The organism is Actinomadura geliboluensis (assembly GCF_005889745.1).
GTDB classification, from domain to species: Bacteria; Actinomycetota; Actinomycetes; order Streptosporangiales; family Streptosporangiaceae; genus Spirillospora; species Spirillospora geliboluensis.
Window position 1 is genome coordinate 13,658 of the sequence record NZ_VCKZ01000029.1, and the last position, 24,365, is coordinate 38,022.

Consider the following 24,365-nt stretch of genomic DNA (forward strand, 5'->3'; position numbering starts at 1 on the left):
CCGCCGCCGCCCACCCTCAGGGTGGCGTCAGGGCTTGCGGGCCACGGCGCCGTAGGCGTCGATGGGGGCGGGCGTGACGTCCGGGCGCCATTCGCTGATCGGGACGAGCCCCGGCTCGGCCATCTCCAGGCCCTCGAAGCACCGCGCGAGCTGCTCGGGGCTGCGCAGGACGTACGGGACGCCGCCGCTCTCCACCAGCTTCTCGGCCCCGTCGACGACCTCCGCGCCCGTGTCGGTGCCGTCCCATAGCACCAGGTGGCTGCCGGACGGAACCGCGTCCATCACCCGGCCGACGATGGCTCGGACCACCGCGAGGTCGGGCTCGTAGCCGAGCACGCCCATGAACATGACGGCGATGGGCTGGTCGAAGTCGAGCGTCTCGCGGGCGCCGTCGAGGATCCGGTCGGGCTCGTGGTAGTCGGCGTGGACGTAGGTCGTGGAGCCCTCCCCCGTGGTGCTGCCCAGCAGCGCGCGGGCGTGCACGAGCACCAGGGGGTCGTTGTCGACGTAGACGATGCGCGACTCCGGCGCGATGCCCTGCGCGACCTCGTGCGTGTTCTGCATGGTGGGGAGGCCGGTGCCGATGTCGATGAACTGCCGGACGCCGCACTCGGCGGCGAGATGGCCGACCGCGCGGATGAGGAACCGCCGCGACAGCCGCGCCATCGTCACGATCTGCGGGTACACCTCGGCCACGGCGTCGCCGGCGGCGCGGTCGGCGGCGTAGTTGTCCTTGCCGCCCATCCAGTAGTTCCAGATGCGCGCCGCGTGCGGGATCCCCGAGTCGAGCGCGGCCGGGTCGATGGATTCGGTCATGGGGGCTCCCCTTCGGTCGCGGCGGCGGACCTTCCCGCGCGATGCGCGCGTGGTGAGCATTCTGTCGTAGAAAAGGCGCCGCTCACATGCCGTTCCGGTGATGACCGGCAAAGGGGGACGACGGGCGCCGACCCTGGGTCGATTGATCGTAAACTGAGGGTCATGTCCGGCGACCGCCCCTCGTGCACCTGCGTGATCTGCCGTGACTACGGCGACCGCGACCGCCTGGACAACTTCCAGCTGCGCACCATCGTCCACATCACCCAGTACGGGTGGAGCGTCGTGCTCGTGCAGCCCGACGCCGACGGGCCCGGCTGGGCGTACACGATCGGCCTGTGGCACAGCCACGGCGCGCCCGAGCTGGCGATGTTCGGCGGCGACGTGTACGAGACCGAGGAGGTCCTCAACGCGCTCGGCCGGCAGACCGCCGGGGGCGGCGTCCCGGTGGACGGCGAGCGCCGCGACGGCGTCGTCCGGGGGCAGCAGGCCGCGTTCCGGGACGTCGACCCGCGCTGGTACGACGGCCTGTTCCGCGGGGCGGTGGCGTTCTACCGGCGCCCGCCGCTGCCGATCCTGCAGGTCGTCTGGCCCAACCGGGACGGGCTGTTCCCCTGGCAGCCCGGCACCGACCTGCCGTTCCGGCACGCCCAGCCCTGGCTGTGGCTCGACCCGAAGCAGCACCCGGCCGGCGTCTGGACACGGCGGCTCTGAAACCGGGCCGGCGGCGGCCCGGCGGCATACGATCGGCGGGTGTACGGGCCGATCGCCGACGCCATCCGGACCCCGCGCCTCCTGCTGGAGCCGCTGGCGGTCCACCACGCGGACGAGATGGCGCCCGTCCTGGACGATCCGCGCCTGCACCGCCACATCGGCGGCGAGCCCCTCACCCGGGACGAGCTGCGCGCCCGCTACGCGCACCTGGTCGCCGGCCCGGCGCCGTTCCACCAGGAGTGGTGGCTGAACTGGATCGTCCGGCGTGTCCGGGACGGGCAGGCCGTCGGCTACGTCCAGGCGACGGTCCAGCCGGCCGCGCCGGGGTTCACCGTGGGGCCCGCCTCCGCCGGGTCGACGGTCACGCCGGGCCCGCCCCGGCACCTGGCGTCCGTCGCCTGGGTCATCGGCATGCCCTACCAAGGCTTCGGCTTCGCGACCGAGGCCGCCCGCGCCGTGCTGGACTGGCTCCGCGCCCACGGCGTCGGCGAGATCGTGGCGACCGTCCACCCGGACAACCGCGCCTCCGCCGCCGTCGCGTCCAAGATCGGCATGGTCGCGACCGGCGAGACCCGCGACGACGAACTCGTCTGGCGCCTGCCGCCCGGGTGACACTCTCCGGGTGACACAGTGATCGGCGCGGGGTAGGCGACAATCGACGGGACCAGGATTCACCGGCCGGAAGGGGACAGCATGCGGGAGGTCTGGCCCGGGGACCCCTATCCGCTCGGCGCCACCTGGGACGGGACGGGCACCAACTTCGCCCTGTTCTCCGAGGTGGCGCGGCGCGTCGAGCTGTGCCTGTTCGACGCCGACGGCACCGAGACCCGGCGGGAGCTGCCGGAGGTCGACGGGTTCGTGTGGCACGGCTACCTGCCGGGGGTCGGGCCCGGGCAGCGGTACGGGTACCGGGTGCACGGCCCGTTCAGCCCGCGGGACGGGCACCGCTGCAACCCGTCCAAGCTGCTGCTCGACCCGTACGGCAAGGCCGTGGAGGGCGGCGTCCGCTGGCACGAGTCGCTGTTCTCCTACCGGTTCGCCGACCCCGACGCGCTGAACGAGGACGACAGCGCCCCCTACATGCCGAAGAACGTCGTCATCAACCCGTTCTTCGACTGGGCGGACGACCGGCCGCCGCGGGTCCCCTACCACGAGAGCGTCATCTACGAGGCGCACGTGAAGGGCCTGACCCGGCTGCATCCGGGCATCCCGGAGGAGCAGCGCGGCACGTACGCGGGCCTCGCGCACCCGGTGATGATCGACCATCTGCTCGACCTCGGCGTGACGGCCGTGGAGCTGATGCCGGTGCACCAGTCGGTGCCCGAGCACGCGCTGGTGGCGCGGGGCCTCGACAACTACTGGGGCTACAACACGATCGGGTTCTTCGCGCCGCACAACGCCTACAGCTCGTCCGGGCAGTCCGGGGAGCAGGTGCTGGAGTTCAAGGCGATGGTCCGTGCCCTGCACGAGGCTGGGATCGAGGTCATCCTTGACGTCGTCTACAACCACACCGCCGAGGGCGACCACCTGGGCCCGACGCTGTCGTTCCGGGGAATCGACAACGCGTCCTACTACCGGCTGCGCGACGACGACAAGCGCTACCACCTCGACTACACCGGCTGCGGCAACTCGCTGAACGTCCGCAACCCGCACGCGCTGCAGCTCATCATGGACTCGCTGCGCTACTGGATCCTGGAGATGCACGTCGACGGGTTCCGGTTCGACCTGGCCTCCGCGCTGGCCCGCGAGCTGCACGACGTCGACCGGCTGGCCGCGTTCTTCGACCTCGTCCAGCAGGACCCGGTCGTGTCGCAGGTGAAGCTGATCGCCGAGCCGTGGGACGTCGGCGAGGGCGGCTACCAGGTGGGCAACTTCCCGCCGCTGTGGACGGAGTGGAACGGCAAGTACCGCGACACCGTCCGCGACTTCTGGCGTGGGTCGTACGCGACCATGCCGGAGTTCGCGTCCCGCCTCACCGGGTCGTCGGACCTGTACGAGCACAGCGCGCGGCGGCCGTTCGCGTCCATCAACTTCGTGACGTGCCACGACGGGTTCACGCTCACCGACCTGGTCTCCTACGACCACAAGCACAACGAGGCCAACGGCGAGGGCAACCGGGACGGGACGGACGACAACCGCTCCTGGAACTGCGGCGCCGAGGGCCCGACCCGCGACCCCGCCGTCCTGGAACTGCGCGCGCGCCAGCGCCGCAACTTCCTGGCGACGCTGTTCCTGTCGCAGGGCGTGCCGATGCTCTCCCACGGCGACGAGCTGGGCCGCACGCAGAAGGGCAACAACAACGCCTACTGCCAGGACAACGAGACCGCGTGGGTGCACTGGGAGGACTCCGACGACATGGAGTTCGTCCGGATCCTGTCGCGGCTGCGGCACGACCACCCGGTGTTCCGGCGCCGCCGGTTCTTCACCGGGCGGGGCAGCGGCGCCGCCGCCGACATCGCCTGGCTCACCCCGGCCGGCGACAGCATGACCGACCAGGACTGGAACGTCGGCTTCGCGAAGTCGCTCGGGGTGTTCCTCAACGGCGACGCCATCACCGAGCCCGACCCGCGCGGCCGCCGCGTCCGCGACGACTCGTTCCTGCTGCTGGTCAACGCCGGGTCGGAGCCGGTCGAGTTCACCCTGCCCGGCGCCGAGTACGGCGAGCGCTGGGAGTTCGCCCTCGACACCGCCGAGCCCGGCACCGTGGGCGAGCGCCCCCGGGTCAAGGCCCGCGACGTCGTGCGCGTCACCGACCGCGCCCTCCTCGTCCTGCGGCGGCTCCCCTAGGCGGCGGCCCCCAGGCGGCCCTAGGCGCCGGCGGCCTGGAGCGCGGCCAGGAAGACCAGCACGACCGTGGTGACCGCCACCGCGCCGTGGACGGCGACCGCGGCGGCCGGGAACGCCTGCTCCGCGCCGCGCGCGTGCCGTCCGCCCCGCCCGACGAGCCAGCGGGTGAACAGCGCGAAGCCCTGCAGGACGACGACCAGCAGCACCGCGAACGCGGCCCACGCGTAGCCGGCGCCCCCGGTGGCCAGGTGGGCGAGCCACAGGGCGAGGCCCGCCACGGCCGCGAGCGGATGCCCCACCACGACCAGGACCGGGAACCGCGTCACCTTCGTCGAGCGCCCGCCGTTCAGAAACCAGATGACCAGCAGGTAGCCGCCCGCCGCGGCGGCGAGGATCCACGCGCACAGCGCCGCGTACTCCACCCCCCGCTCCCTTCTGTGGAATTCCCGTCCCCGTCCCCGCGGGCAAGTGTTGCTTCCGGACGCTCCCGGCATGACGGATTTCTACAGATTGATGCACAACCGGTCATCCGGCCGGTCGGACGGGCGCGTGCAGTAGCTTGGGTGATCTATGCGCCCTTTGTCTCCGGAGCCCGGCGAGGCCGACCTCGCCGAGCGCTACGCGTACCCGCCCGACGGCACCTGGCTGCGGGCCAACATGGTGGCCAGCCTCGACGGGGCGGCACAGCGCGACGGGCGCAGCGGCGGCCTCGGCAACGCCGCCGACCGGCACCTGTTCCTGCTGCTGCGCGGCCTCGCCGACGTCGTCATCATCGGCGCGCAGACGGTGCGCGCCGAGGGCTACGGGCCGGTCAAGCCCAGCGAGGGCTGGGACGGCGTCCGGGAGGGGCGCACCCCCGTCCCGCCGATCGCGATCGTGTCCCGCAGCCTCGACCTGGACTTCGAGGCCCCCATCTTCACCGAGGCCGAGGTGCCGACGATGGTGCTGGCCACCGCGTCCGCCGACCCGGCCCGGCTGGCGGCGGCGCGGGAGCACGCCGACGTCATCATCGCGGGGAAGGACTCGCTGGACTTCGCCGTCGCCGTCCGGGAGCTCGCCAAGCGCGGCCACCGGCGGCTGCTGTGCGAGGGCGGGCCGTCGGTGCTCGGGCAACTGGTGGCGGCCGGGCTGCTGGACGAGCTGTGCCTCACCCTGAGCCCGATGCTGCTCGGCGGGAACCCGACCCGGATCCTGGACGCGCCGCCGGTGCCCGTCCCGCTGGAGTTGAAGCTCGCCCACGCCCTGCAGGACGAGGAGTTCCTGTTCCTGCGCTACACCCGCAGCCGGTAGCGGACGAACAGCACGCCCTCATCGATGTAGAGGGCGGTGGGGTCGAGCGGTACCTCGGTCTCCAGGCCGTCCAAGAGGCGGGTGTGGCGAGGGCTTCCAAGCAGGGTCGGGGCAATGCTGAGGCATAGCTCGTCGACGAGCGACGCCCGGATCAGCGCGGTCGCCAATGCGGGGCCGCCCTCGCAGAGCAGATGCTCGTAACCGAGGTCTTCGCGGAGCGTCCTGATGGCGGCGGGCAGATCGACGTTGTCCTCCCCCTCCACGACCGCCTGGATGCCACTCGGCACGTTCTTCCGGCCGCTCTGCGACGTCACCACGATCGTGGGTGTCTCGGCCTTGGTGAACAGCGGGAGCGTCCAATCGAGGTCGGCGGAGCGGCTCACCACGACGATGGGCGCGGGTGGCCGACCGCGGCGCGCGCGCAGATCGTGGCGTAGGCGGGCGGGGCCGAGGCGTCCCGTCCGGACGGTGCCGGCGCCCACGAGGATCGCGTCGGCCAGCGCCCGCAGGCTCCGGAGGACGCGGAAGTCGGCGTCGCCGCCGAGACCGTCCGTCCAGCCCTCGGCGTCGGTGGCGGACCCGTCCACGCTCACGACCATGCCGAGCCGCAGCCCGGGAAGGTCGCCGTAGCTCTCGTACGGGTCGACGCCGGCGGCGGGCTCCGGCAGCAAACGGCGCATGACCTGCACGTTACCGAACACCCCCGGGCTGTCGTTCTGTCGGTGCCGTGGCGCAGGATGGGGGCATGGACCTGCCGATCAGCCCGCCGCTGCCGCCGATGCTGGCCAAGGCGGTCAAGACCATGCCCAAGGGCGACCTGCTGTACGAGCCGAAATGGGATGGCTTCCGCTGCATCGTCTTCCGCGACGGCGACGAGGTGGAGCTGTCCAGCCGCGGCGAGAAGCCGCTCACCCGCTACTTCCCCGAGCTCGTCGAGGCGGTGAAGCGCGAACTGCCCGCACGGTGCGTGGTGGACGGCGAGATCGTGCTGCCGAGGGGGACGCGCCTCGACTTCGACGCGCTCCAGCAGCGCATCCACCCGGCCGCGTCGCGGATCACGCTGCTGGCGGAGGAGACGCCCGCGTCGTTCGTGGCGTTCGACCTGCTGGCGCTCGGCGGCGAGTCGCTGCTCGAGGTGCCGCTCGGCGAGCGCCGCCGGCGGCTCACCGAGACGCTCGCGGGGGTGAAGGCGCCGATCCACGTCACGCCGGCGTCCGACTCCTACGAGCTGGCGCTGCGCTGGTTCGACGAGTTCGAGGGCGCCGGGCTGGACGGCGTCATCGCCAAGCCGCGCGACACCGTGTACGAGCCCGACAAGCGCGTCCTGTTCAAGGTCAAGCACGAGCGGACCGCCGACTGCGTGGTGGCGGGCTTCCGCTGGCACAAGTCGGGGCCGATCGTGGGGTCGCTGCTGCTCGGGCTCTACAACTCCGCGGGCAAGCTCCAGCACGTCGGGGTCGCCGCGTCCTTCACGATGAAGCGGCGCGCCGAGCTGGTCGAGGAGCTGCAGCCCTACCGGTTGGAGGACCTCTCCGCCCACCCGTGGGGCGAGTGGGCGCGCCAGAGCGAGGCGACGGCCGACCGGATGCCCGGCGCCGTCTCCCGCTGGACGGGCAAGAAGGACCTGAGCTGGGTGGCGCTGCGTCCCGAGCTGGTGGTGGAGGTCGCGTACGAGGCGATGGAGGGCGACCGGTTCCGGCACACCGCCCGGTTCCGCAACTGGCGCCCCGACCGCACGCCCGAGTCGTGCACGTACGAGCAGCTCGAGGTACCGGTCGCCTACGACCTGGCCGACATCCTCTCCGGCCCGGCGACGAGCCCGCGCGTCGACCGCTGAGCGCGCGCCGCCCCGGGACGCGCCGGCGGGCGCGTCCCGGGGCGGCGGCGGAGGTCAGGGCTGGGTCTCGTTGGCGACGGTCTGCTCGATCAGCTCGCCGTCGGGCTGCGCCGCGGCCTTCGGCGACGCGAAGGGCCGCAGGTAGGTCTGATTGACGCCGGGGACGCGGTCCTCGATGACGAACGTCGCCTTGGTGGAGATCCCGGCGCCCGGCGTGCGGACGGTCGGCAGCGTCTTGAAGTCGGCCTTCATCTCCTCCTTGCCGATCGTCGTCATCACGTAGCCGCGCTGGTTGTTGTAGAAGCGCAGATGCGGGTTGATCTTGAGGAAAGGGTGGTCGGCGGGGTCGGAGTCCTTGCCGTCGCCGGTGCTGGTGATGGACGTGCACACCAGCTCCGAGCCCACGGTCTTCGAGCCGGGGTCGTCGTAGTCGGCCTTCAGGTCGCTGGCCCAGTGCGCGTGGACGTCGCCGGTGAGCACGACGGGGTTGCGCACCTTCGCGTCCAGCCATCCCCTGGTGATGCGGTCGCGGGAGGCGACGTAGCCGTCCCAGGAGTCCATCGAGGTCTTCTTGACGGGCCCTTCGGTGTTGTCGCGCTGCGCGAAGAACACCTGCTGCCCCAGGACGTCCCAGCGCGCGCGGGAGCGGCGGAAGCCGTCCAGCAGCCACGCCTCCTGCCGGTCCCCCGTGATGGAGCGCTTCGGGTCGGTGGCCTCGGGGCAGTCCTTGTAGCCGTCGCCGCAGCCCTGGTCGTCGCGGAACTGGCGGGTGTCGAGCATGTGGAACGTGGCGAGCCGGCCCCACTGGACGCGCCGGTAGATCTGGATGTCCGGCCCCTTCGGGACGGACGTGCGGCGCAGCGGCATGTTCTCGTAGTACGCCTTGAAAGCGGCGGCGCGGCGGGCGCGGAAGGCCTCGTAGGACGGGGTGTCGGAGTTCGCCTCGGGGATGTCGTCGGCCCAGTTGTTCTCGACCTCGTGGTCGTCGAACACGACCAGCCACGGCGCGGCCTCGTGCGCGGCCTGGAGGTCGCGGTCGGACTTGTACTGGGCGTGCCGCAGCCGGTAGTCCGCGAGGGTGACCGTCTCGGGGCCCTCGTGGTCGCGGACGTTGCCGCCAGGGATGTTGTAGACGCCCTTCTTGTACTCGTACTGGTAGTCGCCCAGGTGGAGGACGATGTCGGGGTGCTCCTCGGCGAGCCGCCGGTAGGCGGTGAAGTAGCCGTGCTCGAACTGGCTGCAGGAGACGAACGCCATCGCGAGCGCGGGCCCGTAGGTCGCGGGGTGCGGGGCGGTGCGGGTCCGGCCGGCCGGGGAGACGTGCGCGCCGGTGCGGAACCGGTACCAGTAGTCGCGGCCGGGGCGCAGGCCGTTCAGCTCGACGTGCACGGAGTGCGCGGCCTCGGGCCGGGCGGCGGCGGTGCCGCGCCGCACGACGCGGCGGAAGCGCTCGTCGGTCGCGACCTCCCAGCGGACGGGGACGGTGCGCGAGGGCATGCCGCCGAGGCCGTCCTCGGCGAGGGGGTTCAGGGCGAGCCGGGTCCACAGGACGAACCCGTCGGCGTCGGGGTCGCCGGACGCGACGCCGAGGGTGAACGGGTCGCCGGGCAGGGTGCGCGGGCGCGGGGCGGCGGCGTGCGCGGTGCCCGGGACGAGCGGGCCGGCGGCGGCGGTGGCGGTGGCGAGACCACCGGCGACCAGGAAGGTTCTCCGGTTCAGCGGGTGCGCGGAGTCGGCCATGGAGGAGCGACCTTTCGGAGGGGTCCGGCAGTGATCGCCGGACAGCCTCACGAAGATCGGTGACCGCGGGGCACCGTGCGGATGACGCCCGTCCCAACAAAGACGATCTTTTGACCGGGGCCAGAAGATCATCCGGCGGGCAGGAAAGGATGCTAGGCTGGCGACTTACGAATTGCGCACAACAAACCTCACCCTATGTATAGGAGTGTAGTCGAAGCATGGGACTCCGTCAAGCGGACGCTGTCAACCCCGACCGCGAGAATGCCGAACGCGAGACCGCCGCGCCGCTGCGCGCGGAGCAGGCGCGGGTGTCCCGGATCTACGCGCGGCTCGACGCCGAGCGGGCGAAGGCCGAGGCCGCGCTGCGCGACGGGCCGGGGGCGGGCGGCGGCGCCGCGTTCCAGGCGCGGGTGGAGAGCGCCGTCGCGACCGACGAGGCGGCCCGCCGCCTCGCACGGCTGAACGCGGTCGAGAACGCCCTGTGCTTCGGCCGGATCGACCACCGGGGCGGCGCCGACGGCCCCGGCGACACGTTCTACATCGGCCGGATCGGGCTCCGCGACGCCGACCACGAGCCCCTCCTGATCGACTGGCGCGCCCCCGCGGCGCGGCCGTTCTACACCGCCACGCCGGGCGCCCCCGGCACCCTCGCGCGCCGCCGCCACCTGCACCTGCGGCGGCGTGAGGTCGTCCGGCTGGACGACGAGGTCTTCGACCTGGAGGGGCTGGCCGAGCCGGAGCGGCGCGCCGTCGTCGGCGAGGCCGCGCTGCTGGCCACCCTGCGCCGCGGCCGGACGGGCCGGATGAGCGACGTGGTCGCGACCATCCAGGAGGAGCAGGACCAGGTCATCCGCTCGGGCCTGCACGGCGTGCTCGTCGTCCAGGGCGGCCCCGGCACCGGCAAGACGGTCGCCGCCCTGCACCGCGCCGCGTACCTGCTCTACACGCACCGGGACGTCCTCGAACGGCGGGGAGTGCTCGTCGTCGGCCCGAACGCCACGTTCCTCCGCTACATCGAGCAGGTGCTGCCCGGCCTGGGCGAGACCGACGTCGCCCTGGCCACGGTCGGCGAGCTCTACCCCGGCGTCAAGGCGACGGCCAGGGACACCCCCGAAGTCGCCGTCATCAAGGGCGACCACCGCATGGCCGACTTCGTCCGGGCCGCCGTCCACGACCGGCAGCGCGTGCCCGCCGGCGGCCTCCGCCTCGACATCGACGACTTCACCGTCGTCGTGGACGCCGAGAAGTGCGAGCAGATCCGCGACCGGGCCCGCGCGCTGCGCCACCCGCACAACATCCAGCGGCGGCGCTTCGTCCACGACATGCTGGAGGCGCTCGCCGTCAACCGGGCCGAGCAGTACGACCGCCTCATGGACGAGCCCCTGGAGGAGATGGCGAAGGCCGGCGGCATGCCCGGCTGGCTCCAGGAACTCATCGACGAGGCCGAAGACGAACCCCTCCTGGACGAGACGGACCTCCGCCTCGCCAAGGAGGAGCTCTGGCAGAACCCGGCCGTCAAGAGGGCCCTCCACGAGCTCTGGCCCGAGCTGACCCCGCAGCGTCTCCTGACCGACCTCTACGCCGACCCCGGCGCCCTCGCCCGCGTCGGCGCCCAGGTCGGCATGGACTGCGCGGCTCTGCACCGTCCGGCCGGCTCGCCCTGGACCGTCTCCGACGTCCCCCTCCTCGACGAGGCCGCCGAGTACCTGGGCAAGGACGACTCCGCCGACCGGGCCCGGGAGCGCGCGGCGGCCGCCGCGCGGGCCGAGGAGGAGCGCTACGCGCGCGAGGTCATCGAGTCCGCCGGCACCACGGACCTGCTCTCGGCCCGCGACGTGATCTCCGCGAGCGAGCTGGCCGACCGCCACCACGACGGCGGCCCGCCCCTCACCACCGCGCAGCGCGCCCTCGCCGACCGCCAGTGGGCCTACGGCCACGTGATCGTCGACGAGGCGCAGGAGCTCTCCGAGATGGCCTGGCGCACCGTGATGCGCCGCGTCCCGACCCGCTCCCTCACCGTCGTCGGCGACATCGCCCAGACCGGCAGCGCCGCCGGCGCCACCACCTGGGGCCAGATGCTCGACCGCTACGTGCCGGGCCGCTGGCGGGAGCAGCGCCTCCTCGTCAACTACCGGACCCCGGCCGCGATCATGCGGGTGGCGGCCGGCGTCCTCGCCGCCGTCGATCCGGGCCAGACGCCGCCCGAGCCCGTCCGCGACGACGGCCCGCCGCCCGCCGCGCTCGCGCTCCCGGTCGCGGAGCTGCCGTCCCTCGTCGCCGCGGAGCTGTCCCTGGTCACCGACGACGCGTCCGCCGAGGGCCGCCTCGCCGTCATCGCCTCCGGCGCCCGCCACGCCGAAGTCCTGGAGGCCCTCCCGGACGCCGCCGTCGGCGCCACCCCCGAGGCCCTCGACTCCCCGGTCGTCGTCCTCACCGCCGAGGAGGCCAAGGGCCTGGAGTTCGACTCCGTCGTCGTCGTCGACCCGGCCGGCATCGTCACCGAGTCACCGAAGGGCGGCCAGGACCTCTACGTCGCCCTGACCAGGGCCACCCGCCGCCTGACGATCGTCCACGACAACGACCTCCCGCCCCTCCTAGCCGCTCTGGAGTAGGGCCCGGAGGGTCTGGGCGAGCTCGGTCTTGATGATCTCGCCGGCGGCCGCGGGGTCGCCGGCGCGGACGGCGTCGACCAGGGCGGCGTGGGCGGCGCGGCCGTGGGCGGTGTCGGAGGCGCGGACGTCGACCAGGGCCGCCAGGTCGAGGAGGCCGTCGCGCAGGACGGGGACGAACTCGGCGAACAGGTCGGCGAGGACCGGGTTGTGCGCGGCGCCCACGACGGCGGTGTGCAGGGCGATGTCGGCGTCGATGAACGCCTCGGTGGAGGGGCCGGCGAAGGCCGCGTCGCGGGCGGCGAGGGCCGTGTCGAGGGCGGTGAGGTCGGCGCCGGTGCGGCGCTCGGCGGCCAGTTCGGCGGCGCGGACCTCCAGCATCATGCGGATCTCGTAGACGTCGGCGACGGAGGCGCGGCGCAGCCGGGCGGGCCAGTCCTCGTCCGGCTCGGCCGCGATGACGAATACGCCGGCACCCTGGCGGGCCTGGACGAGGCCGGCGCCGGCGAGGGCGCGCAGGGCCTCGCGGACGGTGGAGCGGCCGACGCCGAGCTCCTTCGCGAGCGTCGTCTCGCCGGGCAGCTTCGTCCCGACCGGCCAGGAGCCGTCCGCGATCTGGTCGCGGAGGCGCTGGGCGGCCTGCTCGACGAGCGGGCTGGGCCGGAGCCGGGCGAGTGGCATGCGGGTTCCTTCGGGTGGGCGGGCGGTCAGGATACCGTCCGCTCAGCTTGTCTGAGGAGCTGAGGTGTGGTTGGGTGGCGGTCATGTCGTGGCGGGTGCTTCTCCTCGGTCGCCGCGGCGGGGCCTGATCCGACCGGCACCCCGCCGCGGGGTCCGGTGCTGCCGGTCGTCCCGGCGATCGTGAGGACAACGCCCCATGACCTTCCCGACTCTGCGCACCCCGTCCGGCCCGGTGGCCGGGCCCTTCTGGAATCCGCAGCGCGGCAGCTCCATGCCGTTCCACCGCTACCGGTCCGTCCACGAGCGGGTGCCGTCGCCCGTGCCCGAGGTCGAGCGCGCCTGGCCGTCGGCGCGCGTCGCGGAGGCGCCGCTGTGGGTGCCCGTCGACCTGCGGGACGGCAACCAGGCCCTGGCCGAACCCATGGACACCGCGCGCAAGCGCCGGATGTTCGACCTGTTCGTGGCGATGGGCTTCAAGGAGATCGAGGTCGGCTACCCGTCGGCCAGCCAGACCGACTTCGACTTCGTCCGGCACCTGGCCGAGGCGGGCATCCCGGACGATGTGACGCCCGTGGTCTTCACGCCGGCCCGCAGGGAGCTGATCGAGCGGACGTTCGCGTCCATCGAGGGGCTGCCCCGGGCGGTCGTCCATCTGTACACGGCGACGGGCCCGGTATGGCGGGACGTCGTGCTCGGTACCGGACGGGACGGGGTGAAGCAGCTGATCCTGGACGGTGCCGCCGACGTGGCGCGGCTCGCCCGGCCGGGGGTGCGGTTCGAGTTCTCCCCCGAGACGTTCAACTTCACCGAGCCGGACTACGCGCTGGAGGTGTGCGACGCGGTCACCGCGCTGTGGGACGCCTCCCCCGACCGGCCGGTGGTCCTGAACCTGCCGGCCACGGTCGAGATCGCCACCCCGAACGTGTACGCCGACCAGATCGAGTACATGCACCGGCACCTGGCGCGCAGGGACGCGGTGATCCTGTCGGTCCATCCGCACAACGACCGCGGGACGGGCGTCGCCTGCGCCGAGCTGGCGGTGCTGGCGGGCGCGCAGCGGGTCGAGGGCTGCCTGTTCGGCAACGGCGAGCGGACGGGCAACGTCGACCTGGTCACGCTCGCGCTGAACCTGCACGCGCAGGGCGTCGACCCGCGGATCGACCTCTCCGACATCGACGAGATCCGCCGGACGGTCGAGTTCTGCAACCGGCTGCCCGTCCACGAGCGGCACCCGTACGCGGGCGACCTGGTCTACACGGCGTTCTCCGGGACGCACCAGGACGCGATCGGCAAGGGCATGGCCCGGCACGCCCGGCTCGCGGAGGAGGCGGGCGTGCCGCCGGGGCGGCTGCCGTGGGACGTCCCGTACCTGCCGATCGACCCGGCCGACGTGGGCCGCGGGTACGAGGCGGTCATCCGGGTCAACAGCCAGTCCGGGAAGGGCGGCATCTCCTACCTGCTGCGGACCGGGTACGGGCTCGACCTGCCGCGCCGCCTGCAGATCGAGTTCTCCCGGGTCGTGCAGCGGGAGACCGACGGCAGCGGCGCGGAGGTCACGGCGGCCGAGCTGTGGGAGCTGTTCCGCGCCGAGTACCTCGAACCGGACGGCCCGGTGTCGGTGGCCGGCTGGCGCACCTCCGGCACCGGCCCGGCGCGGCACGACTTCACCGGCGTCGTCCGCGTGGACGGCGACGAGCGCGAGCGCACCGGCTCCGGCAACGGGCCGATCGACGCGCTCACCGACGCCCTGGCGGGCGCCGGGATCAAGGTGGACGTCCTGCACCTGACCGAGCAGTCCACCGGTGCGGGCAGCGACGCCATGGCCGTCGCCTACGCCGAGTGCCGGGTCGGCGGCGCGGTCGTGTGGGGCGCGGGGCGCGACACGTCCGTGCTGGCCGCGTCGGTGGAGGCCGTCCTGTCGGCGGTGAACCGCGCCGGGCGCTAGTCGCGGCGGCGGCCGAGCGAGCGCCGCCAGGACAGGCCCGTCCCGGGGATCCGGAACGTCACCTGGCGGCGCCCGTCCGCCGACCGCGTGTAGCGGGCGCCGCGCGCGCCGACGCTGTGCCCGACGCCCTTCTTGGACAGGTTGATGCGGAACGGTCCCATCCGTATTGCTTTCCGATAGCTCCAACCCATGCGGAGGGGGATGCCCGGAGGACCGCCGAGCATCCTCCTCCCCCGTCTCGGACGGACCGAGACCCCGGTTTCGGCCAGCCCGGGGGACGCAAGGGCAGGAGGTGACCAAATCCGGGCCGAGTTCGTCGCGCAGCGCCCTTTACCCGGCCGCGCCCGGCGAGGAGCGTGTGGCTGCGTAGAGATCGTTTTCTCAGCTCCCGGAGGTGCGGGTTGGCCAGGCGACCCCTGAGACGGACCCGGCGGACGATGACGCTGGCCGTACTGACCAGTGCGGCGCTCGCGGGCGCGGGCGGCGGCGCGGCGGCGCTGGCCCAGCCGTCCCCCAAGATCGTGGTGAAGGACGGCGTGACCCAGCCGGTCTTCTCCTACAAGGACGCGATCCGCGAGCACGTGTACGTCGAGTCCAGTGTGGACAGCGACGGCGACGGCAAGAAGGACCGCGTCAACGTCGACATCATCCGGCCGAAGGAGACCGAGCACGGCCTCAAGGTCCCGGTGATCACGGACGAGAGCCCGTACTACGACAACGCGGGCCGCGGCAACGAGAGCGAGCTGAAGACCTACGACGCCGACGGGAACCCCGTGAAGTTCCCGCTCTACTACGACAACTACTTCGTCCCCCGCGGGTACGCGTTCCTCGCCGTGGACATGGTCGGGACGACCCGCTCCGACGGCTGCCCGGTCAGCGGCGGGCCCACCGACGTCCTCGGCGGCAAGGCCGTGGTCGACTGGCTCAACGGCCGCGCCAAGGCGTTCAAGGCGGATGGCACCCCGGCCAAGGCCACCTGGACCACCGGCCGCACCGGCATGATCGGCAAGTCCTACGACGGGACGCTCGCCAACGGCGTCGCCGCGACCGGCGTCGAGGGGCTGGAGACGATCGTCCCGATCTCGGCGATCAGCAGCTGGTACGGCTACAGCCGGATGAACGGCGTGAAGTACTGGACGGACGAGCAGCCCTGGCTCGCGAGCTACGTCGACACCGACCCGCCCGCCAAGTGCGCCGAGGTCAACGCCGGCCTCGACGAGGGCGAGGACGACGCGACCGGGAACTACAACGCCTACTGGAAGACCGCCGACTACCGGGACGGCACGATCGCCCGCGCGTCCCGCGTCCGGGCGAGCATCTTCGCCGCCCACGGCGTCAACGACCTGAACGTCAAGGACGACCAGTTCGCCGAGTGGTGGAACGCCCTCGCGCGGCGCGGCGTGCAGCGCAAGGTGTGGCTTTCGCAGCGCGGCCACGTCGACCCGTTCGACACCCGCCGCGACGCCTGGGTGACGACCCTGCACCGCTGGTTCGACCACGAGCTGCAGAAGATCCCCAACGGGATCATGCGGGAGCCGCGCGCCGACATCGAGATCGGCCCGGACCAGTGGATCACCCAGCGGGACTGGCCGTCCCGCGACGCCCGCGACATCGTGCTGCGGCCCGGCGCGAACGGCGTCCTCGGCCTGGAGCGGGCCGCCAAGGGCGCGACCGCCGCGTTCACCGACGCGCCCGGCCCGCGCGGCGACGGCCTCTCCGAGAGCGCGATGGTCGCCGACCCGACGGCCGCGCAGCCGTACCGGGCCGCGTTCGTGTCCGCTCCCCTGCCGCGGACCGGGCGCCTGTCCGGCACCCCCGAGGCCCGGCTCCGGATCAAGCTGGACAAGCCCACCGCCAACCTCACGGCGCTGCTCGTCGACTACGGCGAGGACACCCGGGTGAACTACCTCGGCGCGGGCTCCGGCATCCGGACCCTCGGCACCGAGGACTGCCACGGCGAGAGCACGCCCGCCGACGACGCCTGCTACAGGCAGACCGAGGTCACGACGGTCACGTCCCCGGTGAACGTGGTCGCCCGCGGCTGGCTCGACGCGCAGAACGCCCACTCGCTGAGCCGCCCGAAGCCGCTGGAGCCGGGTAGGTACCACACCGTCCGCTGGGAGACGCTCAGTCAGGAGTACCTGCTGAAGAAGGGCCACCGCCTGGCGCTCGTCCTCGCCGGGACGGACGCCGACTACAACACCGAGACCCCCACGGGAGCGCAGGTCACGGTGGATCTGCGCGGCAGCTCGATCAGCATCCCCGTGGTCGCCGCCGAGGACGACCCGGCCGCCCTCGTCGCCCCGCCGCAGCCGCCGGCGACCTGGCGCGGACCGGCGGAGGTCACCCTGCCCGTCCAGGAGCGCGAGCTCTACTGACGGGCCCGGCCCGCCGCCCGGGGAGCCGGGCGGCGGGCCGCACCGCCGTCACAGCACACCACCGTCACGGACACGGCCGTCACAGCGCGACGGCGCCGCCCTGGTCGAGCAGGTGGAGGCGGTCGCCGAGTCCGGCGCCGGCGAACGCGGGTGCGAGGGTGTCGCGGCCCTGGGTGAAGTGCGCCCAGCCCTCGAAGTGCAGTGGGACGATCTTCGCGGCGCCGAGGATGGCGGCGGCCTCGGCGGCGCCGTCGCTGGTCAGCGTCAGGTAGGCGTCGCCGAGCGGCGGCGTCCGCACCGCCCCCGCGAAGATCACTGCGACGTCGACCGGCGCGAACCGGTCGGCGATCGCGCGGACGACGTCGAGGGAGGCGTTGTCGCCGCTGACGTACACGGTCGGCAGCCCCTCCCCGGACAGGACGAACCCGGTGACCGGGCCGGTGAGGTGCTCGGTGCCGTCCGGGCCGTGCTGCGCGGGGACGCCGGTGACGCGGAGGGTCCCGCCGCCGGGGCGGGGCAGGTCGGTGTGCGCCCAGTTCGGCAGGGCGCGGGCGGTGCCGCCGAGGCGCTCGGCGGCGGCCTCGGTCGTCAGGGTCAGCGGGACGCCGCCCAGGTAGGCGCGGCCGCCGGCGTCGAGGTTGTCGGGGTGCTGGTCGTGGGAGAGCAGCACCGCGTCGACCGGCCCCACCTCGTCCTGGCCGACGACGGCGCCGATGGTCTTCGTCAGCGCCCGGTCGCCGACGGGGTGGTCGCCGGGCGGGTCGAACGTCGGGTCCGTCAGCAGCCGCACACCTCCGATCTCCAGGATCGCGGTCGGGCCGCCGAGGTACCGGACGTTCAACGAGGACATGGTGCCGCCTTCGGATCGATCAGCCGGATGCTCCGCTCCCATCATCGCGCGGCCCCGCGCATTCCCGCCGGTCACGCGCGATTATCGGTGTCCTTGCTGGGCTGCACGCGCTTCGGCTCGCCGGGCATCTTGGGATAGTTCGGTGGATACGGCATGTCGCCGAGGCCGTGGTCCTTCTCGTCGCGGTCGGCGAGGTCGAGGAGGCCGTCGAGGGAGAAGGCCGCGTCGTCGATGGAGGCGTGCAGGTCGCCCAGCTCGGCGAACCGGGCCGGCATCGTCGCGATGGTGAAGTCGCGGGGGTCGGCGTCGGCCAGCTCGTCCCAGGTCAGCGGCGCCGAGACCGGGGCGTGCGGGGCCGGGCGGACGCTGTAGGCGGAGGCGATCGTCCGGTCACGCGCATTCTGGTTGAAATCGATGAAAATTTGTTCGCCCCTTTCCTCTTTCCACCATTTTGTGGTGACCTCGGAAGGGCTGCGGCGCTCGACCTCGCGGGCGAAGGCGAGCGCGGCGCGGCGGACCTCGGTGAACGTCCAGCGGGGCTCGATCCGGACGTAGATGTGCACGCCCGCCTTGCCGGACGTCTTGACATAACCGGTGTAGCCCAGCTCGTCCAGCAGCTCGCGGGCCGGGCCGAGCGCCACCCGGACGGCGTCGGAGAAGTCGGTGCCGGGCTGCGGGTCGAGGTCGATGCGCAGCTCGTCGGGGTGGTCGACGTCGCCCTTGCGGACGGGCCACGGGTGGAACGTCAGCGTGCCGAGGTTGGCCGCCCAGGCGATCACGGCGGGCTCGGTCGGGCACACCTCGTCGGCGGAGCGCCCGCTGGGGAAGGCGATGCGCGCCGTCCGCACCCAGTCGGGCGCGCCCTTGGGGATGCGCTTCTGGTAGAACGCGTCGGACTTGCCCGCGCCCATGCCGGCCTGGCCGCGCGCGTAGTCCTCGCGGGTGGCCATCTTGGCGCCCTCGAAGACCCCCGCCGGCCACCGCTCCAGGGTCGTCGGGCGGTCGCGGGTCGCGCGCAGGATGCCGTCGCCGACGGCCAGGTAGTACTCCACCAGCTGCCGCTTGGTGTAGCCGTGCTCCGGGAAGTACACCTTGTCGGGATTGGTCACCTTGACGAGCCGATCCCCGACCGGGATCTCGATGAAGGGCGAGGCCATGACTGCACGTTAACCCACGTGTACGACAGTCCTCCGGAACGTCCCCGCCGGGTACCGTCGATGGCATGGAGAAGATCCGCAAGAGCGAGGACGAGTGGCGGGCGCAGCTCAGCCCCGAGGAGTACCGCGTGCTGCGGGAGGCCGGCACGGAGAAGCCCTTCACCGGCGAGTACACCGACACCAAGACGGTCGGCGTGTACCGGTGCCGCGCCTGCGGGACGGAGCTGTTCCGGTCGGAGACCAAGTTCGAGAGCCACTGCGGCTGGCCGTCGTTCTACGAGCCGGCCGAGTCCGACAAGGTCACCCTGATCGAGGACCGCTCGCTCGGCATGGTCCGCACCGAGGTGCGCTGCGCGGTGTGCGACTCCCACCTCGGGCACGTCTTCCACGGTGAGGGCTACGACACCCCCACCGACGACCGCTACTGCATCAACTCGGTCTCGCTGACCCTCGAACCCGCCGAGTAGCGGGCCGCTCACCCCCCTCCCCCGCACTGGGACGTCGCATGGACGAGTTCGACCACTACACGACAGCCATCCTCTGCGGAGGGCCGACCCGGGTCGCCCAGGTCGCCGTGCTCCTGCTGCGGGACCGGCACCGCATCCGGATCTTCCGCGGGACGCACCGGGTGGAGGTGCTGCGGCGCGACGGCGACGCCGACCCGGTCCAGGCGGCGGTGCTCGACGAGATCCCCGGCGCCGGGCGCCCGCTCGGGCAGGTGATCGCGGCGGTCGCCGCGTCGCCGGAGGTGGACGCCATCGGCGAGGCCATGCGCGAGACGGGGCTGATGCGCGGCCGGCGGCGGCGCCGCCCGACCCGGCAGGGCCGGGCGCTGCGCCTGCAGCTCGCCGAGGAGCCCGTCGAGACCCCGCCGGAGCTGCTCGCCCTGCACGGCCCCGCCGGTCTCGAGGACGCCTGGATGCGGGAGGTGCTGGAGTCCGCCGACCCGGAGCCGGTCGCGTTCGGCCGCCGCCGGTGGCGCGGCCACCGCGACCTCGAGGCCAGCGGCCTGTCCGACCGGCAGTACGACGGCGGGCTCGGCGGCGGCTCGGACTTCTAGCGGCCTCCGGTCGGCGGGCCCTCACGGTGCCTCGGGTACGGCGGGGCCCGCCCTCGGGCCGGATCAGGCCAGGCCGGCGACCAGTTCGGCGACCGGCTTGCGGCGCCCGGTGTAGAACGGGATCTCCAGGCGGGTGTGCAGCCGCGCCTTCGCGCCGCGCAGGTGGCGCATCAGGTCGACGATGCGGTGCAGCTCGTCGGCCTCGAACGCCAGCATCCACTCGTAGTCGCCGAGCGCGAACGCCGCGACCGTGTTGGCCCGGACGTCGGGGTAGTCGCGCGCCATCTTGCCGTGCTCGGCGAGCATCGCGCGGCGCTCGTCGTCCGGCAGCAGGTACCACTCGTAGGACCGCACGAACGGGTACACGCACACGTAGTTCCGCGGCTCCTCGTCGGCGAGGAACGCGGGGATGTGGCTCTTGTTGAACTCCGCCGGGCGGTGCAGCGCCATCTGCGACCAGACCGGCTCACTAGCGCGGCCCAGCGCCGTCCGGCGGAACCGGGTGTAGACCTCCTGGAGGTCGTCGGACGTCGGCGCGTGCCACCAGAACATGTAGTCGGCGTCCGCGCGCAGCCCGGCGACGTCGTAGGCGCCGCGGGTGGTGACGTCCTTCTGCGCGGCCTGGTCGAGCAGGTCCTGCACCTCGGCGGCGTCCTGCTCGCCGAGCGTGCCGGGCTTCGCGACCCGGAAGACCGACCACATCGTGTAGCGGATGACGTTATTGAGTTCGCGTGCCTTCGGCTTGCCCGCCTGATCGGCCATGTTCCACTCCTTCTCGACTGCGCAGATGGTCCAGCACCCGGGTCGCCGCCGCGCGCGCCGAGGCGATGCACGCGGGGATGCCGAGCCCGTCGTAGGCGGCGCCGGCGACGGCCAGCCCCGGCGTCCCGGCGACCGCGGCCCGGACCTTGGCCACGCGGTCGGCGTGGCCCACGTTGTACTGCGGGAGGCCGCCGCCCCACCGGGTCACCCGGCTCTCGGCGGGCAGCTCGGTGACGCCGCACGTCGCGGCGAGCTCGGCCATGGCGGTGGCGGCCAGCTCCTCGTCGCTCCGCTGGAGCGTGCGCTCCTCGCCGAGCCGCCCGACGGAGCAGCGCACCGCGATGACGCCGGGGTCGCGCTCGCGCAGGTGGGGCCATTTTACCGAGCTGAACGTGACGGCCTTGACGCCCCGGCCGCCGCGCTCGGGGTCGCTCTCCACGGCCGGGACGAGGTAGCCGCTGCCCTTCGGCAGCCGCGGGAACGCGGTGGGGCGGTAGGCCAGCGTGATGATCGCCATGCTGGCGTACTCGATGCCGGCGAGCTCGCGCGCGGCGGCGGGCACGTCCGGCTCCAGGAGCCGGGCCGCGGGCGCGGCCGGGACCGCGACCACCACGGCGTCGGCGTCCAGGTACTCGGGGTCGCGGGTGGGGCCGATAGTGAGCCGCCAGCCGTCCTCGCGGCGGCGCAGCTCGCGCACCGTCGCGCCGGTGCGGACCGTCCCGCCGGCGGCGGTGATGTCGTCGGCGACCAGGTGCGGGAGCGTGCCGAGGCCGTCCGGCAGCGTGGCGAACACCGGGCCGGCGTCCGCGGGCGCGGCCTTCCGCATGCCCTGGACGGCGCTGATCAGCGACCGGTGCCCGCGCGCGGCGGCGGCGACGGCGGGCAGCGTCGCCTCGAACGACAGCAGCTCGGCCCGGCCCGCGTACACGCCGCCGAGGAGCGGCTCGACGAGCCGGTCGACGACCTCGCGGCCGACGCGGGCGCCGATGTAGGCGGCGACGGACACGTCCCCGCCGCGCGGCGTCTCCGGCAGCACGAGGTCGAGCGGGACGCGCGCGAGCCCGGCCGGCGACAGCACCTGGGAGGCGGCCAGCGCGCGCAGGTCGGACGGGACGCCCATGACCTGCCCGGACGGGAGGCGGCGCAGCGCGCCCCGGCTGAGGATGGCCGAGGAGGCGGTGCCGGGGTTCACCAGGTCGGCGGCGCGGCCGAGGCCGCGCACGAGGTCGAGGCCCTCGGGGCGGCGGGCCAGCATCGACTCGGCGCCCTCGTCGACCGGGACGCCGGCGATCTCGCTGACGCGCAGCTTGCCGCCGATCTGGGGGGAGCCCTCGAGCACGGTCACCCGCACGCCGTCCCGGGCGAGCATCCGGGCGGCGGCGAGGCCCGCGATGCCGCCCCCGACGACAACGGCATGGGACGTGGTCATGGCTCCAGCCTTCCAGACGGTCCGCCGGATCGCGCACCGGGGCGGCCGGAGCGGCGCGTGTCACACCGCCGGTTCGCGGACCGCCGCCGGACGCCCTTTTTATCGGAGAAGTGACAAGATCTCGAACACTCTGCCAGTGGATACTGGCACGCATGATCTCCTGGAAGGCTCCACTGGCCGCCGCCGCGGCCCTCCTGCTGGCCGCCGGGCTCGCGTCCCCGGCGGCCGCCGCGACCCGCGGCGACTTCAGACCGGTCTCCCTGCCGTTCTTCTGGCCGAACAACTACCTCTACGACGTCGACGCCGCCTCGCCCGACAGCGTCTGGATCAGCGGGCTCCAGGGGGAGATCGTCATCCCCGGCCCCATCCCCGGGACCGGGCAGACGATCCCCGGCAACCCCGTCGTGCGGCGCTGGCAGAACGGGCGCTGGGTCGAGTACGAGCTGCAGAACCTGTCCAGCCGCGCCTCGGTCTCCGACGTCGACGCCGTCGGCCCGGAGGACGTGTGGATCGGCGGCACCAGGGCCGGCGACGGGACCGCCGGGACGCGCGGCCCCTACCTGGGCCACTTCACCGGCTCGCGGTTCGAGGAGGTGGCCCTGCCGTCCGCGTCCAAGACCCTGACCGTCGACGCGCGCACGGACGGGGTCTGGGTGACCGTGGACAGCGGGATCTACCGCCGGACGGGCGCCACGTGGACGCACATCACCACGCTCCCGGACGTCTCCCTGCGCCAGTTCACCATCCGGGCCGACGACGACATCTGGGTCCTGAGCACCCCCGGCCCGTACGACCGGACGCTTGAGGCGCACCACTGGGACGGGCGGTCCTGGACTCAGGTCCCGGTGAACCAGCCGAACGACGGCATCCACGGCATCACCGACATGGTGGCCGTCTCCCCCACCGAAGCCTGGGCCGTCGGCACCAACTACGCCGCGTCCCCGGCCGCGCCCATCCTGGTGCACTGGGACGGCACCGCCTGGAGCAGCGTCACGCCGCCGCCCGGCTTCAACGCGCTCAACAGGATCGTCAAGGGCGAGGACGGGACGCTGTGGGCGCTCGGGCACCTGCTCGACGAGCCCGCCAAGCCCGGCCTGCTCCGCTACAGCGGCGGGACGTGGGAGCGGGTCCCGACCACCGCCGTGCCGAACCGCAGCAACATCTGGGCGACCGCCCTCGCGGTCGTCCCCGGCACCGGCGCCCTCTGGACGCTCGGGTCGGTGAACATCGGCGGTCCCGTCGTCCTCACCGACGGCTGACGCGGCCCGCCGGCCGGTCGGCGCGGCGCGGTCACGGCCCGCACGGGGGACGGGCCGTGGCCGCGCCGCACCGCGCCGCCTTCTCGCCACCTCCCCACCGCCTCCGTGCCGCCCCTTCGTGGCCTGATCGTGATTCGCCCGCCGGAACGGTGATCTGCGCCACCTCGTCCAAGCGCCATGCGGAACGTCAGGAACGTCACATGTGCGCTGGTCGTCCTGCTGCTGGCCGGGGTCCTGGCCGCATGCGGGGGCGGCGACTCGTCCGGTACGTCGGAGGCCGTGGACCGGGGCGGCGCGGCGGCCCCCGCGGCGCCGTCCCGGGCCGAGAACGGCACCGCGGGGAGCACCGGCCGCCAGGGGACCGCGAAGGGCGCGCGGGCGCCGCTGCCGACCGGGCGGGAGGTCGTGCACTCGGCGCGCCTGCGGGTCCGCGCCGGCGACGTGGAGGACGCCGCCGCCAAGGCCAAGCAGATGGCGGAGTCGGCCGGCGGCTACGTCGAGCAGGAGTCCAGTTCGAGCGAGCCGCCCCACTCGCAGATCACGCTGAAGGTCCCCGCCGACCGCTACTCCGACGTGCTGAACCGGCTCGGCACGCAGCTCGGCACCCGGATCTCGCTCTCCCAGGAGGCCGAGGACGTCACCGGCGAGGTCGCCGACGTCGACGCCCGCGTCCGGTCGGCGAAGGCCGCCCTGGAGTCGTTCCGCAAGCTGCTCGGCCGCGCGAACTCCGTCGGCGAGGTCATCCAGGTCGAGCAGGAGATCGCCCAGCGCGAGGCCGACCTGGAGGCGCTGCAGGCCCGGCTGAACACGCTCAAGCACCGCACCCAGTACGCGACCGTGACGCTGACGCTGGTCACCAAGGCCACCGCGCCGAAGAAGGACGACGACGAGCGCGGCGGCTTCGTCGGCGGCCTGCAGAACGGCTGGGACGCGTTCGTCGCGTTCGTCGGCGGCCTCGCCCTCGTCCTCGGCTGGCTGCTGCCGTTCCTGCTCGCCGCCGCCGTGATCGGCGTGCCGCTGTACCTGCTGCGGCACCTGTCTCTTATACTCCTCT

At 73.3% G+C, this 24,365-nt stretch carries 22 protein-coding genes; 12 read left to right on the plus strand and 10 right to left on the minus strand.

All coding sequences use genetic code 11. The features are described 5' to 3' along the window. Window positions 1-27: 27 nt before the first annotated feature. Window positions 28-816: an SAM-dependent methyltransferase gene (locus ETD96_RS06870; protein ID WP_138635430.1), complete on the minus strand. Its 789-nt coding sequence runs from the start codon at window positions 814-816 to the stop codon at window positions 28-30. Window positions 817-978: 162 nt separating this feature from the next. Here ETD96_RS06870 and ETD96_RS06875 point away from each other — a divergent pair, with 162 nt between their 5' ends. The 3 genes from ETD96_RS06875 to glgX all read left to right on the plus strand — a co-directional run bounded on the left by ETD96_RS06875 (window position 979) and on the right by glgX (window position 4,314). After that, the gene (locus ETD96_RS06875) at window positions 979-1,527 is read left to right on the plus strand and encodes a DUF4262 domain-containing protein (RefSeq protein WP_138635431.1); all 549 of its coding nucleotides are present in this window, start codon (window positions 979-981) and stop codon (window positions 1,525-1,527) included. Between the two features lie 39 nt (window positions 1,528-1,566). Next, window positions 1,567-2,139, plus strand: a complete 573-nt coding sequence (locus tag ETD96_RS06880) for a GNAT family N-acetyltransferase (protein WP_138635432.1) — start codon at window positions 1,567-1,569, stop codon at window positions 2,137-2,139. A gap of 81 nt (window positions 2,140-2,220) precedes the next feature. Next, on the plus strand, window positions 2,221-4,314 hold the full coding sequence (gene glgX, locus ETD96_RS06885; protein ID WP_138635433.1) for a glycogen debranching protein GlgX: 2,094 nt from the start codon (window positions 2,221-2,223) through the stop codon (window positions 4,312-4,314). Between the two features lie 20 nt (window positions 4,315-4,334). Here the strand turns inward: glgX and ETD96_RS06890 are convergent, their stop codons facing one another. Further along, on the minus strand, window positions 4,335-4,736 hold the full coding sequence (locus tag ETD96_RS06890) for a hypothetical protein (protein WP_138635434.1): 402 nt from the start codon (window positions 4,734-4,736) through the stop codon (window positions 4,335-4,337). Window positions 4,737-4,884: 148 nt separating this feature from the next. On the opposite strand from ETD96_RS06890, the gene ETD96_RS06895 reads away from it, so the two are divergent. After that, on the plus strand, window positions 4,885-5,604 hold the full coding sequence (locus ETD96_RS06895) for a pyrimidine reductase family protein (protein ID WP_138635435.1): 720 nt from the start codon (window positions 4,885-4,887) through the stop codon (window positions 5,602-5,604). Here ETD96_RS06895 and ETD96_RS06900 read toward each other — a convergent pair. Continuing rightward, entirely contained in the window at window positions 5,586-6,284 is a 699-nt protein-coding gene (locus ETD96_RS06900) for a dihydrofolate reductase family protein (RefSeq protein WP_138635436.1), read from the minus strand. The genes ETD96_RS06895 and ETD96_RS06900 overlap by 19 nt on opposite strands. A gap of 65 nt (window positions 6,285-6,349) precedes the next feature. Between ETD96_RS06900 and ETD96_RS06905 the strand changes: the two genes are divergently transcribed. After that, the gene (locus tag ETD96_RS06905) at window positions 6,350-7,441 is read left to right on the plus strand and encodes an ATP-dependent DNA ligase (RefSeq protein WP_138635437.1); all 1,092 of its coding nucleotides are present in this window, start codon (window positions 6,350-6,352) and stop codon (window positions 7,439-7,441) included. A gap of 54 nt (window positions 7,442-7,495) precedes the next feature. Here the strand turns inward: ETD96_RS06905 and ETD96_RS06910 are convergent, their stop codons facing one another. Then, the gene (locus ETD96_RS06910; RefSeq protein WP_138635438.1) at window positions 7,496-9,181 is read right to left on the minus strand and encodes an alkaline phosphatase D family protein; all 1,686 of its coding nucleotides are present in this window, start codon (window positions 9,179-9,181) and stop codon (window positions 7,496-7,498) included. Window positions 9,182-9,399: 218 nt separating this feature from the next. Here ETD96_RS06910 and ETD96_RS06915 point away from each other — a divergent pair, with 218 nt between their 5' ends. Next, window positions 9,400-11,793 (plus strand): HelD family protein, encoded by a 2,394-nt coding sequence (locus ETD96_RS06915; RefSeq protein ID WP_138635439.1) that lies wholly within the window; start codon window positions 9,400-9,402, stop codon window positions 11,791-11,793. Here the strand turns inward: ETD96_RS06915 and ETD96_RS06920 are convergent. Continuing rightward, window positions 11,776-12,471, minus strand: coding sequence for a FadR/GntR family transcriptional regulator (locus ETD96_RS06920; RefSeq protein WP_138635440.1), 696 nt, complete (start codon window positions 12,469-12,471; stop codon window positions 11,776-11,778). The two genes, ETD96_RS06915 and ETD96_RS06920, sit on opposite strands and share 18 nt — an antisense overlap. A gap of 196 nt (window positions 12,472-12,667) precedes the next feature. Here ETD96_RS06920 and leuA point away from each other — a divergent pair, with 196 nt between their 5' ends. Beyond that, a complete protein-coding gene (gene leuA, locus ETD96_RS06925) occupies window positions 12,668-14,416 on the plus strand; it encodes a 2-isopropylmalate synthase (protein ID WP_138635441.1) in 1,749 nt (582 codons plus the stop codon). Here the strand turns inward: leuA and ETD96_RS06930 are convergent. After that, entirely contained in the window at window positions 14,413-14,640 is a 228-nt protein-coding gene (locus ETD96_RS06930) for a DUF4236 domain-containing protein (protein ID WP_338072537.1), read from the minus strand. The two genes, leuA and ETD96_RS06930, sit on opposite strands and share 4 nt — an antisense overlap. Before the next feature lie 213 nt (window positions 14,641-14,853). Here ETD96_RS06930 and ETD96_RS06935 point away from each other — a divergent pair, with 213 nt between their 5' ends. Further along, window positions 14,854-16,794 carry a Xaa-Pro dipeptidyl-peptidase gene (locus ETD96_RS06935; RefSeq protein ID WP_138635443.1) on the plus strand — a complete coding sequence of 647 codons (1,941 nt, stop codon included), beginning with the start codon at window positions 14,854-14,856 and terminating at the stop codon, window positions 16,792-16,794. Between the two features lie 79 nt (window positions 16,795-16,873). Here ETD96_RS06935 and ETD96_RS06940 read toward each other — a convergent pair whose 3' ends face one another. Both ETD96_RS06940 and ETD96_RS06945 read right to left on the minus strand, forming a co-directional pair. Then, on the minus strand, window positions 16,874-17,644 hold the full coding sequence (locus ETD96_RS06940; RefSeq protein WP_138635444.1) for an MBL fold metallo-hydrolase: 771 nt from the start codon (window positions 17,642-17,644) through the stop codon (window positions 16,874-16,876). Between the two features lie 71 nt (window positions 17,645-17,715). Further along, window positions 17,716-18,801, minus strand: a complete 1,086-nt coding sequence (locus tag ETD96_RS06945; protein WP_138635445.1) for a DNA polymerase domain-containing protein — start codon at window positions 18,799-18,801, stop codon at window positions 17,716-17,718. A 65-nt stretch (window positions 18,802-18,866) separates the two neighbouring features. Between ETD96_RS06945 and msrB the strand changes: the two genes are divergently transcribed. Both msrB and ETD96_RS45740 read left to right on the plus strand, forming a co-directional pair. After that, a complete protein-coding gene (msrB, locus tag ETD96_RS06950; protein WP_138635446.1) occupies window positions 18,867-19,268 on the plus strand; it encodes a peptide-methionine (R)-S-oxide reductase MsrB in 402 nt (133 codons plus the stop codon). 38 nt (window positions 19,269-19,306) lie between these two features. Next, entirely contained in the window at window positions 19,307-19,861 is a 555-nt protein-coding gene (locus ETD96_RS45740) for a TIGR04222 domain-containing membrane protein (protein WP_138635447.1), read from the plus strand. A 63-nt stretch (window positions 19,862-19,924) separates the two neighbouring features. Here the strand turns inward: ETD96_RS45740 and hemQ are convergent, their stop codons facing one another. After that, window positions 19,925-20,623, minus strand: a complete 699-nt coding sequence (hemQ, locus tag ETD96_RS06960) for a hydrogen peroxide-dependent heme synthase (protein ID WP_138635448.1) — start codon at window positions 20,621-20,623, stop codon at window positions 19,925-19,927. Then, window positions 20,580-22,052, minus strand: coding sequence for a protoporphyrinogen oxidase (hemG, locus tag ETD96_RS06965; protein ID WP_138635449.1), 1,473 nt, complete (start codon window positions 22,050-22,052; stop codon window positions 20,580-20,582). Before hemG ends, hemQ begins: the two co-directional genes overlap by 44 nt. 152 nt (window positions 22,053-22,204) lie before the next feature. Here hemG and ETD96_RS06970 point away from each other — a divergent pair, with 152 nt between their 5' ends. Together ETD96_RS06970 and ETD96_RS06975 are read left to right on the plus strand one after the other, a co-directional pair. Then, window positions 22,205-23,311, plus strand: coding sequence for a hypothetical protein (locus ETD96_RS06970; protein ID WP_138635450.1), 1,107 nt, complete (start codon window positions 22,205-22,207; stop codon window positions 23,309-23,311). A 177-nt stretch (window positions 23,312-23,488) separates the two neighbouring features. Next, on the plus strand, window positions 23,489-24,365 hold an 877-nt coding region (locus ETD96_RS06975; protein WP_138635451.1), incomplete at its 3' end, for a DUF4349 domain-containing protein.